The organism is Pseudomonas putida (assembly GCF_016406145.1).
Lineage (GTDB): Bacteria > Pseudomonadota > Gammaproteobacteria > Pseudomonadales > Pseudomonadaceae > Aquipseudomonas > Aquipseudomonas putida_E.
This window is the reverse complement of record NZ_CP066306.1, coordinates 3,772,313-3,796,242: the sequence shown is the minus strand read 5'-3', so window position 1 is coordinate 3,796,242 and position 23,930 is coordinate 3,772,313. Positions and strand designations below refer to the sequence as shown.

The following is a 23,930-nucleotide window of genomic DNA, read 5'->3' as shown; positions in this document are numbered from 1 at the left end:
GCACATCAATTGCCCCCCTCTTGGCCGCTACTGACTTCTTCGGGTACAGCTTCCCCGGACATGCGTTTGCGAAACAGTGCCGCCCTGGCCAGTAGCAGGGTAGTGACCGGTACGGTGATCGACAGTAGAACAGGGATCAACCAAGCGTGCAGTACCGGGCCTTGCTTGAGCCATGAAAAATAGATGATCGAAGCTAAGGCAACGCACCAGGTCCCGATGGTCGAGGCCAGGGCTGGCGGGTGCATGCGCTGGAAATAATCCTTGAGGCGCAGCAGGCCAATTGCCCCGATCAATGCAAACAGGCTGCCGAGCAGCAGCAGGGCAGCGGTAACAAGCTCCAGCCAGAGTGGTAGTTCAAGAACATCGGTCATTCTATTACCTCACCACGCAGCAAGAACTTGGCCAGGGCAAACGAGCCGACAAAGCCGAACAGTGCAATCAATAGTGCGCCTTCAAAGTAGGTATCGCTGGCATAGCGGATCCCCAATACCAGCATCATGAGCATGGCCAGGATGTACAGGTAGTCCAGTGCCAGTACCCGGTCCTGGGCGGAAGGGCCGCGAAACAACCGAATCAGCGTCAGGCCCATGGCCAGGGCGAAGATGAACAAGCTGGCGAGCACCGCATAGGCTAGCAGGCCTGTCATTGGAAAATCTCCATCAGCGGTCGTTCGTAGGTGTGTTTGAAGTGCTCGATGAAGGCGTTTTCATCCTTGAGGTCGAACACGTGCAGCAACAGCACGCTACGGTCCAGGGCCAGTTCTGACCAAACGGTTCCGGGTACTACGGTGGTGATCATCGACAGTGCTGCCAGGCCGTGGGCGTCGCGCAGGTCCAGGGGGATATGGACAAATGCCGAGCGAGGCGGGTGTTGCCCGGCGCGCAACACGCTGAGGGCTACTTGCAGGTTGGACTGGATGACGTCGATACCTACCCGGCCCAGCAGTTTTGCAACTGTCAGCGGCCTGCGCACATGGGCGTGCTGGGGGCGCAGTGGTGCCATCAGCAGCGGCGCCAGAATACCAAGCGCGGCTGCGAGGAGCAGATTGCCCGGGCTTACGGAGAGGTTCAGCAGCAACCACAGTACGAAGAGTGCGACAGACAGCAGCGGTGCTGGGAAAAATCGGCTCATGGCTGCACCTGTGCGTCGAGCGTGGTCGGGCCAGGGATCGGCTGCGCGGCCATTACGGCCCTGATGTAGGTGTCAGGGGTTTGCAGGCTGGCAGCAGTGTCCTGGGTGTAACGTAGCAGCGGCTCGGCTCGGAAGCTGAGCATGATGCAAAGGCCCAGCAAAATGACGATCGGCAGGCATTCGTAGTGTCGCAGCGCGGGGGAGGGCCGCTCTTCAGGCTTCCAGAAGCGCTGGATGCCCACGCGCCCGAAAGCGATCAGCGAAGCCATGCCAGACAGGACGAGCAGTACTACCAGCGCCCAGGCGGCCGCAGATAGCGGTCGCTCGGCCGGCACACCCAACCCTAGTGGGTTGAACAGCGCACTGATCAAATTGAGTTTACCGACGAAGCCGGAAAGCGGTGGCATGCCGATGATCAGCAATGCACAGGCAATGAAACTCAGGCCCAGAAACGCCATGGTCCAGGGAATGATCTGGCCGATCACTGCCTTCTGCTCATCGTCCAGGTTGATACCTTTGGGTGGATGCAACGACTCGAGTGGCGAAGGCATGCTGCCTTCTTCGTCCTCCAGTGGTGGCTCGTTGGCCGAGCGGGAGCGTTCCACCAGCTCGGCGAGCAGGAACAGTGCACACAGTGCCAGGGTTGAATTGACCAGATAGAACAATGCTGCACCAGTCAGGACGGGCTGGGCAAAGCCGATCGCGCCAAGCAGAGTGCCTGCCGAAACAAGTATGCTCAGCGCTGCTATGCGCTCCAGTCGTTGTGCGGCAAGTATCGACACGGCTGCGATGGCAAGGGTGACCAACCCCCCATAGATCAGCCACTGCCCGCCGAAATGCGCGGATGCACCGGCCTGGCCCGAGAACAACAGGGACCAGAGCCGCAACACTGCGTACAGGCCGACCTTGGTCATGATGGCGAACAATGCGGCTACGGGTGCGCTGGCCGAGGCATAGGCCGGTACCAGCCAGAAATTCAGCGGCCAGATGCCGGCCTTTGCCAAGAAGGCTATGGCCAGAATTGCCGCGCCTGCGTGCAGCAAACCACGGTCGGCTTCGGGCACTAACGGTACTTTGAGCGCGAGGTCGGCCATGTTGAGGGTGCCGGTCACGCCGTAAAGCATCGCGGCGCCAATCAGAAACAGCGAAGAAGCGAATAGGTTGATGGCGATGTAATGCAGGCCGGCCCGCACCCGCGCTCGTCCCGAGCCATGCAGAAGCAGCCCATAAGAGGCCGCTAGCAGGACTTCGAAAAACACGAACAGGTTGAACAGGTCGGCAGTCAGGAAGGCGCCATACAGGCCCATCAACTGGATCTGGAACAGTGCGTGGAAGCTGGCGCCGGCGCTGTCCCAGCGGGCGCGAGCGAACAGCAGGGCGCTGATGCCGATGACCCCGGTCAAAGTCAGCAGCAGCGCCGACAGGTGATCAACCACCAGCACAATGCCGAAAGGTGCGGGCCAGTTGCCCGGCAGGTACACACCAATCGATTCCGCTTGCCCCTGGACGCGCACCCACAACAACAAGCTGATGGCGATGACCAGCCCGCTGAAGGTCGACAGCAGGTTGAGACGCGCCTTGAGCAGGCGGTGCTTCTCGCCCAGTATCAGCATCACTGCTGCGGTCAGCAACGGCAGCAGGATGGGGGCGATGATCAGTTGACTCATTTCACTCATTCATCACGCTCCCGGCCATCCACGTGGTCGGTGCCGGTCAGGCCGCGAGATGCCAGCAGCACCACCAGAAACAGGGCGGTCATGGCAAAGCTGATGACGATGGCCGTCAGAACCAACGCCTGGGGCAGCGGGTCGGTGTAGTGCAGCAGGTCCTGTGTCACGCCTTCCTTGATGATCGGCTCCTTGCCGATGAACAGGCTGCCCATACTGAAGATGAAGAGGTTGACGCCATAGGACAGCAGGCACAGGCCCATGATTACCTGATAGGTTCGTGGGCGCAGGATAAGCCACACGCCCGATGCGGCCAGTACGCCGATGGCGACTGCAATGACTTCTTCCATCAGGCGGCTCCTGCTTGGCTGGGTTTCGAAGGATTACCCGGGCGGTAGGCTCGCACCGACTGGTGTGCCAGGGCAGTGAGGATCAGCAGGGTCGAGCCGACCACTACGGTGTACACGCCGACGTCGAAGAACAGCGCGCTGGCCACGTGCACATCGCCGAGCAATGGCAGGTGCAGGTGGGCGGTATGCGTGGTCAGGAAAGGGTAGCCCAGCAGCATGGCGCCAACCCCGGTCAGTGTTGCGCACAGTAGCCCGGTGCCCATCCAGCGCAGTGGGCGCAGGCTCATCTGGGCTTCGACCCATTGGGTACCTGCGACCATGTACTGGAGGATGAATGCCACCGACATCACCAGGCCTGCGACAAAGCCGCCGCCAGGCTGGTTGTGGCCCCGCATGAACAGGTACATCGAGATCAGCAGGGCGATCGGCAGCAGCAGCCGTACCAGCACCGCAGGCACCATCATGAAGCCCAGCGCTGTGTCGGTGGCATGGCGCGGGTTGATCAGGTCGGTGACCACGTCGGGTGCAAGCTGGCGCTGCTGAGCTGGCAGCTGCATGCTCTCCTTGGGTGGGCGGAAGCGGCGCAGCAGGGCGAACACGGTCAGGGCGACGGCCGCCAGCACGGTGATCTCGCCCAGGGTGTCGAAGCCACGGAAGTCAACCAGCATTACGTTGACCACGTTGGTACCGCCACCTTGTGGCAAGGCTCGGCTGAGATAGAACGAGGAAATATCGTTCGGCGTTGGTCGTGTCAGCATGGCGTAGGACAGCAGCGCCATGCCACCGCCGACCAGGATTGCCAGCAGCAGGTCGCGCAGGCGCCGCATGCGGGCGCGGTCGAGGCTCCCGGGCAGCGGCGAGACACCTTCGATACGCCGCGGCAGCCAGCGCAGGCCGAGCAGGATCAGTACCGTCGTGACAACCTCGACGACCAGTTGGGTCAGCGCCAGGTCAGGTGCGGAGAACCATACGAAGGTGATGCAGGTCATGAGGCCGCAGACGCCAACCATGATCAAGGCGGCCAAACGGTGATACTTGGCTTGGTAGGCGGCGCCAATGGCGCAGGCGATAGCGATCAACCAAAGGGCGACGAACACACCTGAGCCCGGGATTTTAGGGCGCTCGCCCCAGCTCAGGCCGCTGTACAGCATTGGTGTGAGCCCCGCGAGGAAGGCGGCAAGCACCAGCATGAACAGTTGCGCCTGCAGACGGCGAGTGGTTAGCAGCCCCTCGATGCGCCGTGCCAGTAACATCAGATGCACCTGGCCATGCTCGAACAGGCGCTTGCCATTGAAATGCTCAAGCAGGGGTGGATACGGGAAGCGCCCTCGGCGCAACTGGTTGCGCAGCAGCAGGTAAAGCACGATGCCGCCGCTCATGGCCACTAGGCTCATGATCAGCGGGGCATTCCAGCCGTGCCAGATGGCCAGGCTGTACTCCGGCAGAGTACCACCCACCACTGGAAGGGCTGCAGCGGCCAGCAACGGGCCGACCGACTGGGCAGGGAAAATACCCACCACCAGGCAGGTGAGAACCAGCAGTTCGACTGGCGCGCGCATCCAGCGTGGAGGTTCGTGAGGTGTGTGAGGCAGGTCTTCGGCGGCTGGGCCAAAGAACACGTCAACGGTGAAGCGCAAGGCGTAGGCAACGCTGAACGTGCCGGCCAGGGTAGCTATCACAGGCAGTGCCGCCTCGACCCAGGCGGTGGAGCTGATGAACACGGTTTCGGCGAAGAACATTTCCTTGGACAGGAAGCCGTTCATCAATGGCACGCCGGCCATCGAGGCGCTGGCCACCATCGCCAGGGTCGCGGTGTAGGGCACCAGACGGATAAGCCCGCTGAGGCGGCGGATGTCGCGGGTGCCGCTTTCGTGGTCGATGATGCCGGCGGCCATGAACAGCGAGGCCTTGAAAGTGGCATGGTTGAGTATGTGAAACACGGCCGCCACTGCGGCGAGCGGGCTGTTCAAACCCAATAGAAGCGTGATCAGGCCCAGATGGCTGATGGTCGAGTAAGCCAGCAGGCCCTTGAGATCATTTTGGAACATCGCTGCGAAGGCGCCCAGCAGCAGGGTTATGGCTCCCGCACCACCGACGATCCAGAACCACTCCTCGCTGCCCGAAAGCACCGGCCACAACCGTGCCAGTAAAAACACCCCGGCCTTCACCATGGTTGCCGAGTGAAGATAAGCCGAAACCGGGGTTGGTGCTGCCATGGCATGAGGGAGCCAGAACTGGAAGGGGAACTGCGCGCTCTTGCTCAATGCTCCGACCAGGATCAGGGGCAGCAGCACTGGATACAGCGCGTGCTGGCGAATGGTCTCGCCGGCAGCCAGCACTTTATCCAGGTCATAGCTGCCCACCACATGGCCGAGCAATAATGCGCCGACCAACAGGCACAGGCCGCCGGCGCCGGTAACCATCAACGCCATGTAGGCCCCGCGTCGGGCGTCGGCGCGGTGGTGCCAGTAGCCGATCAGCAGGAACGAGAACAGGCTGGTCAGCTCCCAGAAAAACACCAGCTGTATCAGGTTGCCCGAAATCACCAGGCCGAGCATGGCGCCCATGAACGCCAGAAAGAAGGCAAAGAAGCGTGGTACCGGGTCCTGTGGCGACATGTAGTAGCGCGCGTACAGCGACACCAGGGTGCCTATGCCCAGTACCAGCAGCGAGAATAGCCAGGCGAAGCCGTCCATGCGCAGTACCAGGTTCAGGCCCAGGCTGGGCAGCCAGAGGAACTCCTCGCGGATTACACCGCCGTGGGCAACCTGGGGGTACAGCAGTGCTACCTGGACGGTGCCGACCAGGGCCACGAGCCCAGCCAGGATCGACTCGGCGTTACGTGCGTTGTGCGGCAGCACAGCTGCCAGGCAACTGCCCAAGAACGGCAGAAGCAGTAGCACTATCAAGGACATAGCGTTCTATTCTGGAAAGGTTTGCCAAGGATCATACGTGCCGCGCAGGTGATCACCAACACGCAAGCTGTCGCAGAATCATACAAACAGGGTGTGACAAGCCGTTTTTTTATAACAGTTTTTTACGAGCATAGCTGTTGTTCACTGCTTTACAGCCCGCCTTCGCGTTCGCCCTCTACCTTGAGCTCTTCGCTTTCATTGCGTAGTCGTCGAACTTTAAGTTCGCTGACCACCACGGCGATGACGATCAATAGGCCGCCTATAAGCGCCACACCGGGCAGACGCTCGCCGGCGATGCGGCCGACGATGCCCGCCCACACCGGCTCGCCGGCGTAGATGAGCGTGGCGCGGGTTGGCGATACCGATTTCTGCGCCCAGTTCATCGCTACCTGGATCACTGCGCTCATGGCACCCAGCCCCAGTGCACTGAGCAACAATAGCCAGGAGAAGTCGGGGATGCGCTCCTGAGTCGGTACGATCATCAGGAACGACAGCAGCGAGGCGGTGGCCAGTTGCACAACGGTGACGCGGCGCACATCGACCTGTCCGGCATACCGGCTGATCAGAATGATCTCGGCGGCGATGGCCACGGCGCTCACCAAGGTCACGACTTCGCCTTCGCTGAAACGCAGGGTGCCGCCGTCGGGGCCGGCGAGCAGCATCAGGCCGAGGAACGCCAGGCAGATACCCAGGCTTGGCATCAGCCCTGGACGACGGCCAAGCACCAGCCACTGCAACAGCGGTACGAAGGGCACATACAGTGCAGTGATAAAGGCCGACTGGCTGCTGCTGATGGTTTGCAGACCCATGGTTTGCAGACCATAACCAAGCATGATAGTGGCACCGATCAGCACGCCGGCCTTCATTTCGGTGAATGTCAGCCCAGGCAGCGCGCGTATCGAGACAAGGCCCACGAACAAGGCGGCAGCAGCAAACCTCAGGCCGACGAAGAACATCGGGCCACTCACGGTCATGACGTTGTGCACCAGCAGGAAGGTGCCGCCCCACAGCATGGTGATGAACACCAGTACCACCTCGGCCTTGCTCAGGCGCAAGGATACGGTGGTCTGCTGGCGGTTGATCGGTTGGGTCATTGTCTTGCTTACTCGGAAGTGGCAGCGCACAATCGCCGCAAAGTGGGCAGTATACTGCGCAACCTTTAGAAGTGAGCAATATAGTGCACAAAGATTCCGCGCACCGTGCTTCGGTGCTGCAGCATGTGAGCTTCAACGTTCGCGCCCTGCGCAATGCAGTGGGGATGAGCCAGAGTGCTTTGGCCGAGCGTTCTGGTGTCAGCCGGCGCATGCTGGTGGCGATCGAGGCCGGTGAGAAGAACGTCAGCCTGACTACGCTCGACCTGATAGCCGAAGCGTTGGGGGTTGCCTTCAGCCGGCTGATCCAGGCGCCCGACCAGCGTGATACCAGCCGTATCGACGAACTGGCCTGGGCCGGTGAGCATCCCCAGAGCAAGGCGGTGCTGCTGGCCAGCAGCACCGCTCGGCGAGAGGTGGAGATTTGGGAGTGGACCCTGGCGCCGGGTGAGTGCTACACCAGTGAAGCCGATGCCGAGGGCTGGAGCGAGCAGATCTATGTGGCTGAAGGGCAACTGACGCTGATCATCGAGCAGACCGAGTACTGCCTGCACGTCGGTCAGTTTCATGTGTTTGCCAGTAACTGCCTCTATGCCTACCGCAACGATGGTGCCGTGCCGACGCGTTTCGTACGCAACGTGGTAATTTGAACGGTCAGTTTTTCAGAAGGTCATCGGTCTTCACCACTTTGGCGTACGCAAAAGCGAGTGCAGCCATCACCGAATCGTGCACCTGGGCCGCCGGTATTTGCTTGCCATTGAACTCAAGAGGCAGGGTGGCGCAGGCATCGTGCGCCACCGTGACTTCGTAGCCAAAGTCAGCTGCTGCTCGCGTGGCGGCATCGACGCACATGTGGCTCATGCTGCCGACTATGGTGAGTGTTTTTACACCTTGGTCATCGAGCTTGCGCTTTAGATCGGTATCAAGAAATGCATTCACCTTGTGCTTGAGCACGACGGGCTCGTCATCCAGCGGCTGGACTTTTGGGTGAATCGCAGCGCCTTGGGTGTCGGGAGTGAAGAACGGCGCGTCTTCGCTTTCGAACTCATGCCGCACATGCACCACAAGGTCGCCTCGCTGGCGTGCCGCGGCCAGCAGCTTTGCCGCATTGTCGGCCGCCGGATTGGCGCCTTCCAAGGGCCACTTGCCTCCGGGGAAATAGTCGTTCTGGATGTCGATGATGATCAGCGCCTGCTTGCTCATGCTGCCTCCTGGGTCAGTAGCATCGGGTGCCATTAGTTATAGGCGGTGCGCGGGATGAATGCGTAGTTCAGGGCAGATGCGGCCCGGGCCCCTCGCTGGCGAGGTGATCCTGGCGATTGCGAAGCGGGCAATCCTTCAGCGACATGCAGCCGCAGCCAATGCAGCCGTTAAGTTGATCGCGCAACAGGATCATTTCGTCGATGCGTCGATCGAGGTCTTCGCGCCAGCCTTCGGACAATCGTCGCCAGTCCTCGGCGGTAGGAATGTGATCACTTGGTAGCGTCGCCAAGGCCCTAGCGATGTTGGCCAGCGGGATGCCCAAGCGCTGAGCCATCTTGATCACCGCCACGCGGCGCAGCATCGCCCGTGGGTAACGGCGCTGGTTGCCGGAGTTGCGGGAACTCTGGATCAGGCCTTTGGTTTCATAGAAGTGCAGAGCGGTTACCGCCACACCGCTGCGCGCGGCCAGTTGGCCGACGCTGAGCAGCTTTTCGTGGGTGGTCGGCGTATGTCTGTGCATGCGAAAAAGCTCTTGACCTTGAGTTAACTGGAGGTTTTACCCTGCCGATCATCGCGCTGCAAGCGTCCGGAGCAAGGAGACTGTCCATGTTGGCCATGCCGCAACCGCTGTGGTTCACCCAGATGATCGAATATGAAGTGCCTGCCACCCGCCAGGAGGCACTTGCCCACGCATTGGTACTTCGCGCTGAGGAGCTGGCCTCGCGTTTTGAGGGGCTGCAAGAAGTCAGCATACAGGCCAGCGATGACGGTAGCCGCGTATTGCAGTGTCTACAGTGGCAATCACGACAGGCTTGGGTAGCGGCAGCTGCGTGTTTTGTCGAAGAGCCCTTCCTCGAAATCGTGCTTCGACATCAGGCGCGCAGCTCAACTTTGCCGCTTATCAGGCGTTACGAAGCCTGGCGCGGGGTGTCGACGGTGGCCTGCACTGCCAGGTCGGTGCGTCTCAGGCATACCAGGGGGCATAATGGGGATAGCGGTCCAGACGCGCACCTATCACCATCTCGCTGATCCACGACGCGAGGATCGAACTATAGGCTTTCTGGCTTTGCTCGCTCGATAGTGCGTGGTCCGCGCCGTCGACGATGCGGTGGGTAAGCGAGTGGGCGCTGACGAAAGCCGAACGGTAGCTCATCAGCGTGGTGTGAGGCACATAATCGTCCTGTTCCGACTCAACCAGCAGCACGTCGCCAGCGAACTCCGCGCAGGCAGCCAGGGCGCGATTGTCACCTGGGCCAAGCAGGCGCTGGCGGTAGGCTTGCAGGCGCTGACGGTCCAGGGTCTGCTTGGGCTTGTCCCATTCGTCGTCCCAGTACATCGCAGGTACGCGTAGAGCCAGCCACTTCACGGGCCGCTGCAGGGTCAGCAAGCTGGCCAGGTAGCCGCCATAGCTGCTGCCGATGATGGCGATCGCACTGCTGTCCACCGCGGGGTGGCTAACCAGGCGGTCATAAGCAGCCAGCAGATCTTTGAGGTTCTGCTCGCGTGTAACCGTAAGGCGCTGGCTTTCGGTTTTTTCGTGGCCCCGCAGGTCAAAGGTCATGCACACGCAACCGAGCCCTGTGATATGCCGGGCCCGTGCAAGGTCGCGTTGCTGGCTACCGCCCCAGCCATGTACGAAAAGGATCCCGGGCATCTTGCTGCCGGGGCTGACCAGGGTACCGGCGATGCTGTCGTCCTCGACCTGCAATTCGACGGTTTCACTATGAATGGCCATGCTCGCGAATCCGCGCGTATTTGCAGAATTGTCCGAGTTCACTGTCGTTTCCTTGATAGAAGAGGGTGGCGTCAGTGGGAAGGTTGAGCGTACCGAATATTTCATGAGTGGAGGCTCGAACCTGTTGCAGTGCCGGGTCATCGGCAAAGGCCTGCAGGGCCAGCAGCTCTGCGCTGCTGGCGCCGCCCAGACGCCAGGATTGTTCGAGCACGCCACTGCGCAGTTGGCCCCTAGGGTTTTTGCCGCGTGCGATGTCATAGTTGCGTCGGGAGGCAATGAAGCCTGGGAAGTGCTGCTCGGCTGCATGCTCATAGGTCAGGGCCTGGTTGACGGCAAGGCGCAGATGGTCTTCCAGCGGCAGTTGCAGCAAGGCCAGGTAGTCGCCGCGCACCACCAGCAGATCGGAACCTCCGTAAACCTCGGTACCTTGGTGGTCCTGGGTCAATTGCTGGGTGCCGAGGTAGCTGCAGGTCAGGCCGGCGACACGGACTTGGCCGACGCTGAAGGTTTCTACTTCACTGAGGTCCTCCTCCAGCACCAGCCCCCACAACGCCAGGTCCTGATCGTCCATGTTGGCCAGCAATGGCTCCAGCTCATCCAGTTGAACGATCACCTGTTGCCCGCGACCCGCGCAAGCCAGCACTGGCTTGAGCCGTACTGCGCCATCGCGTAGCAGTAGCTGCGCGGCCCGCCGGGCATCGGCTTTGCTGAATACGGTGTAACCGCACAGCAAGGCATCGCTGGCCTGGCGGGCGAAGTCGTCAGTCCAGCCTTGGGGAAAGGTGGCATTGGCAGGCAGCGGGTGGGAGATCGCCTTGGTTGCCATATAAGGGTGGCTGACCAAGCCCCCGAACAGGTCATGTTCAGTACGGATGCCGAGGAGGGCATAGCGTTGCGGGTTGATGAGGGTTTCAGTGGGTAGATAGTAATAGCGGTCGGCCGCTTTGGGTGGCAGATCAGGGGCCACTCGCGCGCATCCTAGAAGCTCGGCCAAGCCATCAGCCAGCTTCAGGTGCACTGCGTGTTCGTGCTCAGGGGTGTGATCGCGTGTATCGAGGAGGACGACCCCCGCTTTTGATTCGCAGGTGCTGGGCATGGGCATCAGCCTGTCTGCAATGAGTGTACTGCTTGTGAAGCCCGTGGTTTCGGGAAGTTCAGGTGGAAGTGATCGATGGTTCGCTCCCAGTGGCAGGAACCGCTTTTGTTTAGCCGGCGCAGCGCTGGCTTGCAGGCCGGGAGTCGGTCGGCGAGATTGCAGGGGGAGCTTGGGTGTTCCATTATCTCGCATCTGGATTAACCAAGATGTTACCGCAGGAGTGCGAATGAACGTTCAGACCACCCGTGAGCAGAGGGTTCCCGAGCGCCTGATGCGCGTGCGCGAGGTAATGGCCAGGGAGGGGATCGATGCCCTCCTGGTGCCCTCAGCCGACCCTCATCTTTCTGAGTACCTACCGGGCTATTGGCAGGGGCGGCGGTGGCTGTCGGGCTTCGATGGCTCGGTGGGTACGTTGGTGGTTACAGCGAATTTTGCAGGGGTATGGGCCGATAGCCGTTACTGGGAGCAAGCGATCAAGGAGTTGGCGGGTAGCGGCATCGAACTCATGAAGCTGCTGCCGGGTAAGCCGGGTGCACTGGAGTGGCTGGGCGACAATGTCCAAGCCAAAGGAGCAGTGGCCGTGGATGGGGCGGTCATGGCGCTGGCGTCTGCACGCCAGCTCGAGGAGCGCCTCAGGGGGCGAGACATTCGTCTGGTAACCGGTCGGGATTTGCTTGCCGAGGTTTGGGAAGGGCGCCCTGCGCTGCCAAGTAACCCTGTGTATCAGCACCTGCCGCCTCACGCCACAGTCAGTCGGTCGGAAAAACTTGCCCAGTTGCGCCGCACCATGGAAGAGAAGGGGGCAGACTGGCACTTCATCGCGACGCTGGATGACATCGCCTGGTTGTTCAATTTGCGCGGTAGTGACGTCTCCTACAACCCGGTATTCGTTTCCTTTGCATTGATCAGCCAACAGCAGGCCACTTTGTTCGTCGCGGCTGGAAAGCTTGATGCGCATTTGCGCCATGTGCTGGAAGCCGATGGTATCGAGGTGCGTGATTATTCGGAGATCAGCGAGGCGCTGTCAGAGGTACCTGCCGGTGGCAGGCTTTTGGTCGATCCCGCGCGCGTGACCTGTGGCCTGCTTGAGAACCTAGGCCCGCAGGTGCAGCTGATTGAAGGGCTGAACCCGACCACGTTGAGCAAATCAAGCAAGGGTGAACATGAGCTGGTCCATATCCGCCACGCCATGGAGCAGGATGGCGCAGCCCTGTGTGAGTTCTTCGCCTGGTTTGAGGCGAGCCAGGGTAAGGAGTCCATCACCGAACTGACCATCGATGAGCAATTGAGTGCTGCGCGTGCACGGCGCCCCGATTTTGTCTCGCTGAGTTTCTCTACCATTGCGGCCTTCAACGCCAATGGTGCAATGCCCCATTACCGCGCCACCGAGCAGTCTCACGCGGTCATTGAAGGCAACGGCTTGCTGCTTATCGATTCGGGAGGGCAGTATCTGGGCGGCACCACCGACATCACGCGGATGGTTCCGGTGGGCACTCCGACGTTTGAGCAGAAGCAGGATTGCACTCGGGTGCTCAAGGGTATGATCGCCCTGTCGCGCGCCACGTTCCCGCGCGGTATTCTTTCGCCCTTGCTCGATGCCATCGCGAGGGCGCCGATTTGGGCGGATCAGGTCGACTATGGCCATGGTACCGGGCACGGTGTCGGCTATTTCATGAATGTGCATGAGGGCCCCCAGGTCATTGCCTATCAGGCTGCTACCGCGCCGCAGACCGCTATGCAGGAGGGGATGATCAGCTCGATCGAGCCAGGGACCTATCGCCCTGGTGCTTGGGGGGTGCGCATCGAGAACCTGGTGGTCAACCGTGCATCGGGCAAAAGCGCGTTCGGTGACTTCCTCAATTTCGAGACCCTGACGTTATGCCCTATCGATACACGTTGCCTGCTCACCGAGTGCCTCACCAAGGATGAACTGGTGTGGCTCAATGGCTACCACACGACGGTTCGCGAGCGCCTTGCTCCCCTGCTGTCAGGCGACGCGTTGGCTTGGCTCGAAACTCGTACAGCGGCATTGTGAGCAGCCGAGGTGGGCAGTAGATAAAAGAAGGGCAGCTCACGAGCTGCCCTTTCTGTTTACTTGCAGATGACGATCATGCTGCGGCTGGTATACCCGGCTGGGTTGATGCCGAAGAGGTAATCACCCGGCTCTTCGTCGGTGTCTCCAGAGCGGGCGATGACCTTGTAACCGCGTGTGCTGCAGGCCGTGGCGGCCTTGCTGTAGCACTTGTCCCAGGACGAGGAGAGGCCGGAGCAGTTAATGTGCAGGCCCTTCTTCCCTTTTTTGACCTCAGTCTTGGCCGTTGCGGCACATCCGGCAATGGCCAAGACGGCCAGGATGAGCAAAATACGTTTCATTCCTGTCCTTAAATGCAGGGTTGATCAGTTGTCTGACCCTGTCGTTATCGCTTCGGTTCTTCCTGAATATTCTTTGACATCCATGTGCATGCAAGTAGATAGCGTAAAGATTATGGTTTTGTGACAGCTTAATCAGCAGGGCTGCTCCCTACAATGGCCAATTCCGAGCTAAATGAAAATATTTCTCAAATCAATCGGCCGCCACAGGGGGCTTCGCGTCGCGGCGCATGGACAGGGTGGCGCCCACTGACGCGGCAATGATGGCGAGAATGGCCAACCACTGGGTTACGCTCAGCAACTCGCCCAGGAACAATAAGCCGGAAAGGGCACCAATGGCGGGTTCTATGCTCATCAGAGTGCCGAATGTGCGTGCGGGCATGCGGGTCAGGGCGACCATTTCCAGGCTATAGGGGAGAGCAGTCGAGAGTATTGCGACGCCTAGGGCCAGTGGGATGAGCGCAGGTGTCAACAGTGCGGTGCCTGCATGGACGATACCGATCGGGGCAACAAATATCGCCGCGACCACTACACCCAGCGCTGCGCTCTGAATCCCGTGTTCTGCTCCGGCGCGTTGGCCAAAGAGAATGTACAGGGCCCAGCACACGCCGGCACCCAGTGCATAGGCGGCTCCCGTGAGGTCGAGGGGCTGGCCGCCATGGCCGACCGGGATCAGCAGCAGCAGGCCGCTGACTGCCAGCGCAATCCACAAAAAATCAATGGCGCGCCGCGACGCGAAAAGCGCTACGGCCAATGGGCCTGTGAATTCGAGGGCTACAGCGATGCCCAGTGGTGTTGTCTGCAGTGCCATATAGAAGAGGAAGTTCATCCCGCCCAGGGCCATGCCGTAGATGATCACATTACGTAGCGTCTGGGTGGTCATCCGTACGCGCCAGGGACGCAGAATCAGCAGCATGATGATGCTGGCGAAGATCAGACGCAGGGTTGTCGTGCCTTGTGCACCGATGATCGGGAACATGCTTTTGGCCAGGGACGCACCGGACTGTATCGATGCCATGGCGATAAGCAGCAGGCCTACAGGGAACAGCGTGGTGGCCATGCTGCGGGGCTGGATGTTCATTTGTGCGCGGCAATCCTTTTAATAATGGGGGGAGGCGAGTGTGCAATATAGTGCGCAATTGCAAGGGTGAGGTGCAAGGTGCCCGCGAAAACACCTTCTTGCTTGAACGTCCAGTGATTTGAAATAAAGCCTTGACGCCTTCTCGAATCCCCTTATAATGCGCCCCACTTCCAGCGTAGTCGGAACGAGAAACTCCTTGAAATTCAACGAGTTGCTTAATCCAGGTAGTACTGGAAGTGCTTCGGTCGACTGATCGATAGCGGTTAAAATGGTGGTTGACAGCGCTTCTAAACGCTGTATGATTCGCCTCCCGCTACGAGAGATCGCAGCGAGCCAAGTGTTTGAAGCTAAACGAGTTTCTCGCAAAAAACTTCAAAATAAACGCTTGACAGGCTCTGAGGAAAGCGTAGAATGCGCGCCTCGGTTGAGACGAAAAGCTCTTAACCAAACGCTCTTTAACAAATCGAATCAAGCAATTCGTGTGGGTGCTTGTGAGTATGGTCTGATAGTCAAAAAGATTATCAGCATCACAAGTGACCATGCGAGAAATCACATAGTCATTTGAGATTGCTGAGCCAAGTTTAGGGTTTCTTAAAAACCCAAGCAGTATTGAACTGAAGAGTTTGATCATGGCTCAGATTGAACGCTGGCGGCAGGCCTAACACATGCAAGTCGAGCGGATGACGGGAGCTTGCTCCTTGATTCAGCGGCGGACGGGTGAGTAATGCCTAGGAATCTGCCTGGTAGTGGGGGACAACGTTTCGAAAGGAACGCTAATACCGCATACGTCCTACGGGAGAAAGCAGGGGACCTTCGGGCCTTGCGCTATCAGATGAGCCTAGGTCGGATTAGCTAGTTGGTGAGGTAATGGCTCACCAAGGCGACGATCCGTAACTGGTCTGAGAGGATGATCAGTCACACTGGAACTGAGACACGGTCCAGACTCCTACGGGAGGCAGCAGTGGGGAATATTGGACAATGGGCGAAAGCCTGATCCAGCCATGCCGCGTGTGTGAAGAAGGTCTTCGGATTGTAAAGCACTTTAAGTTGGGAGGAAGGGCATTAACCTAATACGTTAGTGTTTTGACGTTACCGACAGAATAAGCACCGGCTAACTCTGTGCCAGCAGCCGCGGTAATACAGAGGGTGCAAGCGTTAATCGGAATTACTGGGCGTAAAGCGCGCGTAGGTGGTTTGTTAAGTTGGATGTGAAAGCCCCGGGCTCAACCTGGGAACTGCATCCAAAACTGGCAAGCTAGAGTACGGTAGAGGGTGGTGGAATTTCCTGTGTAGCGGTGAAATGCGTAGATATAGGAAGGAACACCAGTGGCGAAGGCGACCACCTGGACTGATACTGACACTGAGGTGCGAAAGCGTGGGGAGCAAACAGGATTAGATACCCTGGTAGTCCACGCCGTAAACGATGTCAACTAGCCGTTGGAATCCTTGAGATTTTAGTGGCGCAGCTAACGCATTAAGTTGACCGCCTGGGGAGTACGGCCGCAAGGTTAAAACTCAAATGAATTGACGGGGGCCCGCACAAGCGGTGGAGCATGTGGTTTAATTCGAAGCAACGCGAAGAACCTTACCAGGCCTTGACATGCAGAGAACTTTCCAGAGATGGATTGGTGCCTTCGGGAACTCTGACACAGGTGCTGCATGGCTGTCGTCAGCTCGTGTCGTGAGATGTTGGGTTAAGTCCCGTAACGAGCGCAACCCTTGTCCTTAGTTACCAGCACGTTATGGTGGGCACTCTAAGGAGACTGCCGGTGACAAACCGGAGGAAGGTGGGGATGACGTCAAGTCATCATGGCCCTTACGGCCTGGGCTACACACGTGCTACAATGGTCGGTACAGAGGGTTGCCAAGCCGCGAGGTGGAGCTAATCTCACAAAACCGATCGTAGTCCGGATCGCAGTCTGCAACTCGACTGCGTGAAGTCGGAATCGCTAGTAATCGCGAATCAGAATGTCGCGGTGAATACGTTCCCGGGCCTTGTACACACCGCCCGTCACACCATGGGAGTGGGTTGCACCAGAAGTAGCTAGTCTAACCTTCGGGAGGACGGTTACCACGGTGTGATTCATGACTGGGGTGAAGTCGTAACAAGGTAGCCGTAGGGGAACCTGCGGCTGGATCACCTCCTTAATCGACGACATCAGCCTGCTGATGAGCTCCCACACGAATTGCTTGATTCATTGTCGAAGACGATCAAGACCCTATATAGGTCTGTAGCTCAGTTGGTTAGAGCGCACCCCTGATAAGGGTGAGGTCGGCAGTTCAAATCTGCCCAGACCTACCAATATGCGGGGCCATAGCTCAGCTGGGAGAGCGCCTGCCTTGCACGCAGGAGGTCAGCGGTTCGATCCCGCTTGGCTCCACCACTTCTGCTGTACCTTGATCAAACTCAGAAATGAGCATTCGCATCGAATGTTGATTTCTGACTTTTGTCAGATCGTTCTTTAAAAATTCGGATATGTGATAGAAATAGACTGACATGCACTTTCACTGGTGTGTGATCAGGCTAAGGTAAAATTTGTGAGTTCTGCTCGAAAGAGCAACATGCGAATTTTCGGCGAATGTCGTCTTCACAGTATAACCAGATTGCTTGGGGTTATATGGTCAAGTGAAGAAGCGCATACGGTGGATGCCTTGGCAGTCAGAGGCGATGAAAGACGTGGTAGCCTGCGATAAGCTTTGGGGAGTCGGCAAACAGACTGTGATCCAGAGATCTCTGAATGGGGGAACCCACTCAGCATAAGCTGAGTATCTTGTACTGAATACATAGGTGCAAGAGGCGAACCAGGGGAACTGAAACATCTAAGTACCCTGAGGAAAAGAAATCAACCGAGATTCCCTTAGTAGTGGCGAGCGAACGGGGACCAGCCCTTAAGTTGGTTTGAGATTAGTGGAACGCTCTGGAAAGTGCGGCCATAGTGGGTGATAGCCCCGTACACGAAAATCTCTTATCAATGAAATCGAGTAGGACGGAGCACGAGAAACTTTGTCTGAATATGGGGGGACCATCCTCCAAGGCTAAATACTACTGACTGACCGATAGTGAACCAGTACCGTGAGGGAAAGGCGAAAAGAACCCCGGAGAGGGGAGTGAAATAGAACCTGAAACCGTATGCGTACAAGCAGTGGGAGCCTACTTTGTTAGGTGACTGCGTACCTTTTGTATAATGGGTCAGCGACTTATATTCAGTGGCGAGCTTAACCGAATAGGGGAGGCGTAGCGAAAGCGAGTCTTAATAGGGCGTTTAGTCGCTGGGTATAGACCCGAAACCGGGCGATCTATCCATGGGCAGGTTGAAGGTTAGGTAACACTGACTGGAGGACCGAACCGACTACCGTTGAAAAGTTAGCGGATGACCTGTGGATCGGAGTGAAAGGCTAATCAAGCTCGGAGATAGCTGGTTCTCCTCGAAAGCTATTTAGGTAGCGCCTCATGTATCACTGTAGGGGGTAGAGCACTGTTTCGGCTAGGGGGTCATCCCGACTTACCAAACCGATGCAAACTCCGAATACCTACAAGTGCCGAGCATGGGAGACACACGGCGGGTGCTAACGTCCGTCGTGAAAAGGGAAACAACCCAGACCGTCAGCTAAGGTCCCAAAGTCATGGTTAAGTGGGAAACGATGTGGGAAGGCTTAGACAGCTAGGAGGTTGGCTTAGAAGCAGCCACCCTTTAAAGAAAGCGTAATAGCTCACTAGTCGAGTCGGCCTGCGCGGAAGATGTAACGGGGCTCAAACCATGCACCGAAGCTACGGGTATCACCTTTGGTGATGCGGTAGAGGAGCGTTCTGTAAGCCTGTGAAGGTGAGTTGAGAAGCTTGCTGGAGGTATCAGAAGTGCGAATGCTGACATGAGTAACGACAATGCGAGTGAAAAACTCGCACGCCGAAAGACCAAGGTTTCCTGCGCAACGTTAATCGACGCAGGGTTAGTCGGTCCCTAAGGCGAGGCTGAAAAGCGTAGTCGATGGAAAACAGGTTAATATTCCTGTACTTCCAGTTATTGCGATGGAGGGACGGAGAAGGCTAGGCCAGCTTGGCGTTGGTTGTCCAAGTTTAAGGTGGTAGGCCGAGATCTTAGGCAAATCCGGGATCTCAAGGCCGAGAGCTGATGACGAGTTGCCTTTAGGCGACGAAGTGGTTGATGCCATGCTTCCAAGAAAAGCTCCTAAGCTTCAGATAACTGGGAACCGTACCCCAAACCGACACAGGTGGTTAGGTAGAGAATACCAAGGCGCTTGAGAGAACTCGGGTGAAGGAACTAGGCAAAATGGCACCGTAACTTCGGGAGAAGGTGCGCCGGTGAGGGTGAAGGACTTGCTCCGTAAGCTCATGCCGGTCGAAGATACCAGGCCGCTGCGACTGTTTATTAAAAACACAGCACTCTGCAAACACGAAAGTGGACGTATAGGGTGTGACGCCTGCCCGGTGCCGGAAGGTTAATTGATGGGGTTAGCGCAAGCGAAGCTCTTGATCGAAGCCCCGGTAAACGGCGGCCGTAACTATAACGGTCCTAAGGTAGCGAAATTCCTTGTCGGGTAAGTTCCGACCTGCACGAATGGCGTAACGATGGCGGCGCTGTCTCCACCCGAGACTCAGTGAAATTGAAATCGCTGTGAAGATGCAGTGTATCCGCGGCTAGACGGAAAGACCCCGTGAACCTTTACTATAGCTTTGCACTGGACTTTGAATTTGCTTGTGTAGGATAGGTGGGAGGCTTTGAAGTGGGGACGCCAGTTCTCATGGAGCCATCCTTGAAATACCACCCTGGCAACTTTGAGGTTCTAACTCAGGTCCGTTATCCGGATCGAGGACAGTGTATGGTGGGTAGTTTGACTGGGGCGGTCTCCTCCCAAAGAGTAACGGAGGAGTACGAAGGTGCGCTCAGACCGGTCGGAAATCGGTCGTAGAGTATAAAGGCAAAAGCGCGCTTGACTGCGAGACAAACACGTCGAGCAGGTACGAAAGTAGGTCTTAGTGATCCGGTGGTTCTGTATGGAAGGGCCATCGCTCAACGGATAAAAGGTACTCCGGGGATAACAGGCTGATACCGCCCAAGAGTTCATATCGACGGCGGTGTTTGGCACCTCGATGTCGGCTCATCACATCCTGGGGCTGAAGCCGGTCCCAAGGGTATGGCTGTTCGCCATTTAAAGTGGTACGCGAGCTGGGTTTAGAACGTCGTGAGACAGTTCGGTCCCTATCTGCCGTGGACGTTTGAGATTTGAGAGGGGCTGCTCCTAGTACGAGAGGACCGGAGTGGACGAACCTCTGGTGTTCCGGTTGTCACGCCAGTGGCATTGCCGGGTAGCTATGTTCGGAAGAGATAACCGCTGAAAGCATCTAAGCGGGAAACTTGCCTCAAGATGAGATCTCACTGGGATCTTGAATCCCCTAAAGGGCCGTCGAAGACTACGACGTTGATAGGTTGGGTGTGTAAGCGCTGTGAGGCGTTGAGCTAACCAATACTAATTGCCCGTGAGGCTTGACCATATAACACCCAAGCAATTTGCTTCTGCAGATTGTGGTGGTGAAGACGAAAGAACCGAAAGTTCGCAACTTCACAACTATCGCATATCCGAATTCGCTGGGCTGTCCATCTGGACATTCTGGCTACAGAATTTCTTGACGACCATAGAGCATTGGAACCACCTGATCCCATCCCGAACTCAGTAGTGAAACGATGCATCGCCGATGGTAGTGTGGGGTTTCCCCATGTGAGAGTAGGTCATCGTCAAGATTCATTTCGCAAAACCCCTATCTGCGCGAGCAGGTAGGGGTTTTGTCTTTTTGCCCGAAAACCTTTTTAGCCACGGGCCAGTTCAGCCAGGTGCGCGATCGCCTCTTCACTTTTAAGTACCAGCACATCGCCTACTAGCGTATCGAGCACGACTTCAGAGGTATTGCCAATCAAGGCACCGGAGATCCCCGTGCGCGCGACAGTCCCAATCACCGTGACCACTGCATCGAGCTTCTGCTCAGTATGCGGTATCAGCACATCTGCAGGGCCTTCTGCGACATGCAGGCGATCTTCGCTGATATCGTATTCGGCCTGGAAAGCACTGCACGCCTCTCGGTAGCGTTTTTCGATGCTCTCACTGAGCTGGTAGACCGGATCGGATGCCGCCAGCATGGGGGAGGGGTGCGCACTGATCACGTGCAGCTCACCTTTGGCCAGGCTGGCGATGTCATAGCCATGGTCGATGATGCTGGTATGCAGCCGCCGGTGATCTTCGTCATTGTTGCCCACATCCACTGCAGCCAGAATCTTGCCTCCCGTCCAAGGCCGCTCGCTCTTGACCATCAACACCGCGCAAGGGCACTGACGCAGAAGTTTCCAGTCACTTGGCGTCAGCAATGCCTTGCGCAGGGGGTTGTCCGGCCGGTGTTCCTTGATCACTAGGTCACAACCTTCAGCCTGCTGAACGGCGATGATCGACTCGTGCAGGCTCTCCTTCCAGTTCTGTTCGTGAGAGACGTTATCGTAGCCATCGTCGTGTAGCTGACTGCCAAGCAGGCTGAGCAGTGCACTGTGATCCTGTTTTTTGTCGCACATGAGCAGGTGCAGGCGCGCACCGGTCACCCCGGCGATCAGCTTGGCACGGGTCAACGCACGGCTATGGGCATGATCGGGGTCGAGTACCACTAGAATGCTACGGACAGCTTGCATGGGCATGAACTCCCCTCAAAAGATGGTGGCCAATGCCTGACTATAGTAGGCGAGCCTCGCGTCGCCGCTTGATGTACGTCAAGCATAGCCACTAGCGCTCATGATTGGCGCCGGTATAATCGCCCGTCCTGCCTGCTGTGTGTGGTTGTACGTTATGTCCCAGATTCCCGAAATCGATGCCTTCCTTGGTTGCAAGACTCCAGACGCCTGGATCGAAGCGGCCATCGCCGACCAGGAAACCTTGCTGATCGACCACAAGAACTGCGAGTTCAAAGCAGCCAGCACGGCGTTGAGCCTGATCGCCAAGTACAACACCCACCTGGACTTGATCAACATGATGTCGCGCCTTGCCCGAGAGGAACTGGTACATCATGAGCAGGTGTTGCGCTTGATGAAGCGCCGCGGTGTGCCTTTGCGGCCAGTTTCGGCAGGGCGCTACGCCTCTGGCTTGCGTCGCCTGGTGCGCGCTCATGAACCAGTCAAACTGGTGGATACGCTGGTGGTAGGGGCTTTTATAGAAGCACGCAGTTGCGAACGCTTTGCAGCATTGGTCCCGCACCTGGATGAAGAGCTCGGCACTTTCTATCACGGCTTGCTGAAAAGCGAAGCGCGTCACTACCAGGGCTACCTGAAGCTCGCCCATCAGTATGGTGATGAAGCAGATATCGCCCAGCGGGTTCAGCGGGTGCGCGAGGCGGAAGCGGAGTTGATCTTATCTGCGGACCAGGAACTGCGCTTCCACAGTGGTATTCCGATGGCGCAGGCCGCCTGATTTGAAGCAGCTGGCACTACGCCCGGGAAACGGTTTAGTGACGGCGGCCTAGCAGCAGGCCAATTACCAGGCCAAACCCGGCAGAAACCGCAACGGTCTGCCATGGGTGGCCGCCGATATAGTCATGGGTGGCGTCTACTACCGGTTGTGCCTTGGCGCGCACCTGCCCGGCCGCCTCTCGAGCCTGGCGAAGTTTCAGGCTGACCTGCGCGCGCAATGTGTCGGCTTCCTCACCTACCAGGGAGGCGCTGTCGTTGAGCAGCTTCTCCGATTCTTCGATCAATGCCTGCAGCTCACTGAACACCTGATCCTTGATCTGCTCGCTGTTAGCTGCAATGGCTGATTTTCGGGCCATGAACATATCCTCGTCGATAGGGGGGGTAAGCAATGGATGCCGGTGCGCCCGGAAAGTTGCGCCAGCTTAGCGATGAATCAGCACTACGGTGTAAGATAGCGGCCATTTCAACTGGCAGGTAATTTCATGAGTTTCAATCTGGCCAACAGGAGCTTCGAGGAACGGGCACAGATCGAGGCAGAAAAGGCGCGGCTGTTCGAACTGTGGCAAAACAACCTGGGCAAGGCGAAGGGCGACGCAGCCCGGCTGATTTCGGAAAAGCCGCGCCGCAAGGGCAAATGGGCCGAATGGGTACGTGCCGAACTGGACGGCATGTCGCCGCCTGAATACGCAAGCATGGTACGCAGTGAGGTCAACAAGATGATGGCCGCCGCCAGCACCAACCGTTGATGGTAAGCAGGCTGTCACCAGTACAGGTTGCTCCCTTTGGGCAGGTCAAGCTTGTCCTCATCGGTGAAGCGCACGGTACCGAAGGGGCCACCAGCCAGTTTCCCGCGCAGTACATAAGGCATCCCTTGTAGCGAGTCGAGCTTGCTCAGACCATAGGCTTGGCGCAGGAATGCAAACGCCGTGACGCTGACCGGTACCACCACCACCGCTTCACCGTAACGGCCAATATGCCCCTGCTGGTCGCTAACACCAGAGGCCAGTGCCTGGCCATTGACCTCCAGATTCAGCGCGATGCCGTTATAGTCGACTGGGGCCTCGTTAGGATTTTGTACACGCATCTTTACCGCCATGCGCATCTCCAGTTCTTGCCCCGCCAGCGGTTCGATGCCGATCACGCTGATGTTCAGCGGGTCGCGGGCCTGGAACAAAGCGCAGGCGTGAAGCACGCCAGCCAGCAGCAAGACCAGCAATAATCGGGCGTAGCGTTGCAAAGCGGCAGTCATGGAAATGGACCTTGCCAATGGACACTGGCCTTAAGTGTGGCAAATGTAAGTCAGTGTTGAAAGCAGAGGGTCTACTTCTGGGGACGTCGCGATCGCTACCTTCGAGCATCGAAGCCCATGCCAGGCATATTCTTCAAGGCGCGCAGGGCTGCCTTAGGTTCATACTGAAACATCACGAATCGCATTCACCCTTTTTCTGCGAACCCCTCGCGCCTTAGGCTATCAAACGCATGAGGCGCGCCTTTTCGTACATGAGGTGGAGTATGAATCTTACATTGCCAGTCCTGGCCGTCGGTCTGTTGCTGGGCGTGCCTGCACAGGCGGCGCCCTTGCAGCCTTTGCTGCTTGCTGCCAGTAACAACAACCCCTACAACAGCCCGATCCAGCGCGCCAATCCCAACAGCCGCCAAGGCAGCCTGCCTGTCACGCCTGCGGTGCGCGGCCCTTCGACCCAGCCCATTCAGCGCACACCTACCCTGGACAACCGCGGCATCGGTAATGGTGACAATCTGCGCCGCCAGCAGCAGACGCCGAACCTGGAGCCCACCCGCCCACCGCGTAACACCCAGCGCGCGCCCTGAG

21 protein-coding genes, 2 tRNA genes, 3 rRNA genes and 1 pseudogene are annotated in these 23,930 nt (G+C 58.1%); 11 read left to right on the top strand and 16 right to left on the bottom strand.

What is annotated here, in order from left to right; translation table 11 throughout:
• Nucleotides 1-5 precede the first annotated feature (5 nt).
• From JET17_RS17505 to JET17_RS17475, 7 genes are all read right to left on the bottom strand, one after another.
• Nucleotides 6-371: a Na+/H+ antiporter subunit G gene (locus tag JET17_RS17505; protein WP_012315285.1), complete on the bottom strand. Its 366-nt coding sequence runs from the start codon at nt 369-371 to the stop codon at nt 6-8.
• Nucleotides 368-646, bottom strand: a complete 279-nt coding sequence (locus JET17_RS17500; protein ID WP_012315284.1) for a K+/H+ antiporter subunit F — start codon at nt 644-646, stop codon at nt 368-370. The genes JET17_RS17505 and JET17_RS17500 overlap by 4 nt, the downstream gene beginning before the upstream one ends.
• Complete coding sequence (locus JET17_RS17495; protein WP_012315283.1) at nt 643-1,131, bottom strand: Na+/H+ antiporter subunit E; 489 nt, start codon at nt 1,129-1,131, stop codon at nt 643-645. The genes JET17_RS17500 and JET17_RS17495 overlap by 4 nt, the downstream gene beginning before the upstream one ends.
• A complete protein-coding gene (locus JET17_RS17490; protein WP_012315282.1) occupies nt 1,128-2,807 on the bottom strand; it encodes a monovalent cation/H+ antiporter subunit D in 1,680 nt (559 codons plus the stop codon). The genes JET17_RS17495 and JET17_RS17490 overlap by 4 nt, the downstream gene beginning before the upstream one ends.
• Complete coding sequence (locus tag JET17_RS17485) at nt 2,804-3,148, bottom strand: Na+/H+ antiporter subunit C (RefSeq protein ID WP_012315281.1); 345 nt, start codon at nt 3,146-3,148, stop codon at nt 2,804-2,806. Before JET17_RS17485 ends, JET17_RS17490 begins: the two co-directional genes overlap by 4 nt.
• On the bottom strand, nt 3,148-6,063 hold the full coding sequence (locus JET17_RS17480; protein ID WP_012315280.1) for a monovalent cation/H+ antiporter subunit A: 2,916 nt from the start codon (nt 6,061-6,063) through the stop codon (nt 3,148-3,150). The genes JET17_RS17485 and JET17_RS17480 overlap by 1 nt, the downstream gene beginning before the upstream one ends.
• A gap of 149 nt (nt 6,064-6,212) precedes the next feature.
• Nucleotides 6,213-7,157 carry a DMT family transporter gene (locus JET17_RS17475; RefSeq protein WP_012315279.1) on the bottom strand — a complete coding sequence of 315 codons (945 nt, stop codon included), beginning with the start codon at nt 7,155-7,157 and terminating at the stop codon, nt 6,213-6,215.
• An 83-nt stretch (nt 7,158-7,240) separates the two neighbouring features.
• Between JET17_RS17475 and JET17_RS17470 the strand changes: the two genes are divergently transcribed.
• On the top strand, nt 7,241-7,804 hold the full coding sequence (locus JET17_RS17470) for a helix-turn-helix domain-containing protein (RefSeq protein WP_012315278.1): 564 nt from the start codon (nt 7,241-7,243) through the stop codon (nt 7,802-7,804).
• A gap of 4 nt (nt 7,805-7,808) precedes the next feature.
• On the opposite strand, the gene JET17_RS17465 is transcribed toward JET17_RS17470, so the two are convergent.
• Both JET17_RS17465 and soxR read right to left on the bottom strand, forming a co-directional pair.
• Nucleotides 7,809-8,357, bottom strand: coding sequence for a cysteine hydrolase family protein (locus JET17_RS17465; protein WP_012315277.1), 549 nt, complete (start codon nt 8,355-8,357; stop codon nt 7,809-7,811).
• Nucleotides 8,358-8,424: 67 nt separating this feature from the next.
• Nucleotides 8,425-8,877 carry a redox-sensitive transcriptional activator SoxR gene (gene soxR, locus JET17_RS17460; RefSeq protein ID WP_012315276.1) on the bottom strand — a complete coding sequence of 151 codons (453 nt, stop codon included), beginning with the start codon at nt 8,875-8,877 and terminating at the stop codon, nt 8,425-8,427.
• Between the two features lie 86 nt (nt 8,878-8,963).
• Here soxR and JET17_RS17455 point away from each other — a divergent pair.
• Nucleotides 8,964-9,343, top strand: a pseudogene (locus JET17_RS17455) (antibiotic biosynthesis monooxygenase).
• Here JET17_RS17455 and JET17_RS17450 read toward each other — a convergent pair.
• Entirely contained in the window at nt 9,322-10,092 is a 771-nt protein-coding gene (locus JET17_RS17450) for an alpha/beta hydrolase family protein (RefSeq protein ID WP_012315275.1), read from the bottom strand. The pseudogene JET17_RS17455 and the gene JET17_RS17450 overlap by 22 nt on opposite strands.
• Nucleotides 10,079-11,194, bottom strand: a complete 1,116-nt coding sequence (locus JET17_RS17445) for a DUF3182 family protein (RefSeq protein WP_012315274.1) — start codon at nt 11,192-11,194, stop codon at nt 10,079-10,081. Before JET17_RS17445 ends, JET17_RS17450 begins: the two co-directional genes overlap by 14 nt.
• A 220-nt stretch (nt 11,195-11,414) precedes the next feature.
• Here JET17_RS17445 and JET17_RS17440 point away from each other — a divergent pair, with 220 nt between their 5' ends.
• Nucleotides 11,415-13,223, top strand: a complete 1,809-nt coding sequence (locus JET17_RS17440; RefSeq protein WP_012315273.1) for an aminopeptidase P family protein — start codon at nt 11,415-11,417, stop codon at nt 13,221-13,223.
• Nucleotides 13,224-13,279: 56 nt separating this feature from the next.
• On the opposite strand, the gene JET17_RS17435 is transcribed toward JET17_RS17440, so the two are convergent.
• Both JET17_RS17435 and rhtA read right to left on the bottom strand, forming a co-directional pair.
• The gene (locus JET17_RS17435) at nt 13,280-13,561 is read right to left on the bottom strand and encodes a hypothetical protein (protein WP_039602547.1); all 282 of its coding nucleotides are present in this window, start codon (nt 13,559-13,561) and stop codon (nt 13,280-13,282) included.
• A gap of 190 nt (nt 13,562-13,751) precedes the next feature.
• Entirely contained in the window at nt 13,752-14,639 is an 888-nt protein-coding gene (rhtA, locus tag JET17_RS17430) for a threonine/homoserine exporter RhtA (RefSeq protein ID WP_012315271.1), read from the bottom strand.
• 611 nt (nt 14,640-15,250) lie between these two features.
• Between rhtA and JET17_RS17425 the strand changes: the two genes are divergently transcribed.
• The 5 genes from JET17_RS17425 (at nt 15,251) to rrf (ending at nt 20,398) form a co-directional block, all read left to right on the top strand.
• Nucleotides 15,251-16,787, top strand: a 16S ribosomal RNA gene (locus JET17_RS17425).
• 77 nt (nt 16,788-16,864) lie between these two features.
• Nucleotides 16,865-16,941: transfer RNA gene (locus JET17_RS17420), tRNA-Ile, on the top strand.
• 6 nt (nt 16,942-16,947) lie between these two features.
• Nucleotides 16,948-17,023, top strand: a tRNA-Ala gene (locus tag JET17_RS17415).
• Nucleotides 17,024-17,259: 236 nt separating this feature from the next.
• Nucleotides 17,260-20,151, top strand: a 23S ribosomal RNA gene (locus tag JET17_RS17410).
• Nucleotides 20,152-20,282: 131 nt separating this feature from the next.
• Nucleotides 20,283-20,398: ribosomal RNA gene (rrf, locus tag JET17_RS17405) — 5S ribosomal RNA — on the top strand.
• Together the 16S, 23S and 5S rRNA genes with 2 tRNA genes alongside form the textbook arrangement of a ribosomal RNA operon.
• Nucleotides 20,399-20,464: 66 nt before the next feature.
• Here the strand turns inward: rrf and JET17_RS17400 are convergent.
• On the bottom strand, nt 20,465-21,328 hold the full coding sequence (locus JET17_RS17400) for a universal stress protein (protein WP_012315270.1): 864 nt from the start codon (nt 21,326-21,328) through the stop codon (nt 20,465-20,467).
• A gap of 154 nt (nt 21,329-21,482) precedes the next feature.
• Between JET17_RS17400 and JET17_RS17395 the strand changes: the two genes are divergently transcribed.
• Nucleotides 21,483-22,100: a tRNA-(ms[2]io[6]A)-hydroxylase gene (locus tag JET17_RS17395; protein ID WP_042111582.1), complete on the top strand. Its 618-nt coding sequence runs from the start codon at nt 21,483-21,485 to the stop codon at nt 22,098-22,100.
• Between the two features lie 34 nt (nt 22,101-22,134).
• On the opposite strand, the gene JET17_RS17390 is transcribed toward JET17_RS17395, so the two are convergent.
• Nucleotides 22,135-22,455, bottom strand: a complete 321-nt coding sequence (locus JET17_RS17390) for a DUF883 family protein (RefSeq protein ID WP_012315268.1) — start codon at nt 22,453-22,455, stop codon at nt 22,135-22,137.
• A 126-nt stretch (nt 22,456-22,581) separates the two neighbouring features.
• Between JET17_RS17390 and JET17_RS17385 the strand changes: the two genes are divergently transcribed.
• Nucleotides 22,582-22,845 (top strand): hypothetical protein, encoded by a 264-nt coding sequence (locus tag JET17_RS17385; RefSeq protein WP_012315267.1) that lies wholly within the window; start codon nt 22,582-22,584, stop codon nt 22,843-22,845.
• Nucleotides 22,846-22,859: 14 nt separating this feature from the next.
• Here JET17_RS17385 and JET17_RS17380 read toward each other — a convergent pair whose 3' ends face one another.
• Nucleotides 22,860-23,348, bottom strand: a complete 489-nt coding sequence (locus tag JET17_RS17380) for an LEA type 2 family protein (protein WP_012315266.1) — start codon at nt 23,346-23,348, stop codon at nt 22,860-22,862.
• A gap of 263 nt (nt 23,349-23,611) precedes the next feature.
• On the opposite strand from JET17_RS17380, the gene JET17_RS17375 reads away from it, so the two are divergent.
• A complete protein-coding gene (locus JET17_RS17375) occupies nt 23,612-23,929 on the top strand; it encodes a hypothetical protein (RefSeq protein ID WP_012315265.1) in 318 nt (105 codons plus the stop codon).
• Nucleotide 23,930: the final 1 nt, after the last annotated feature.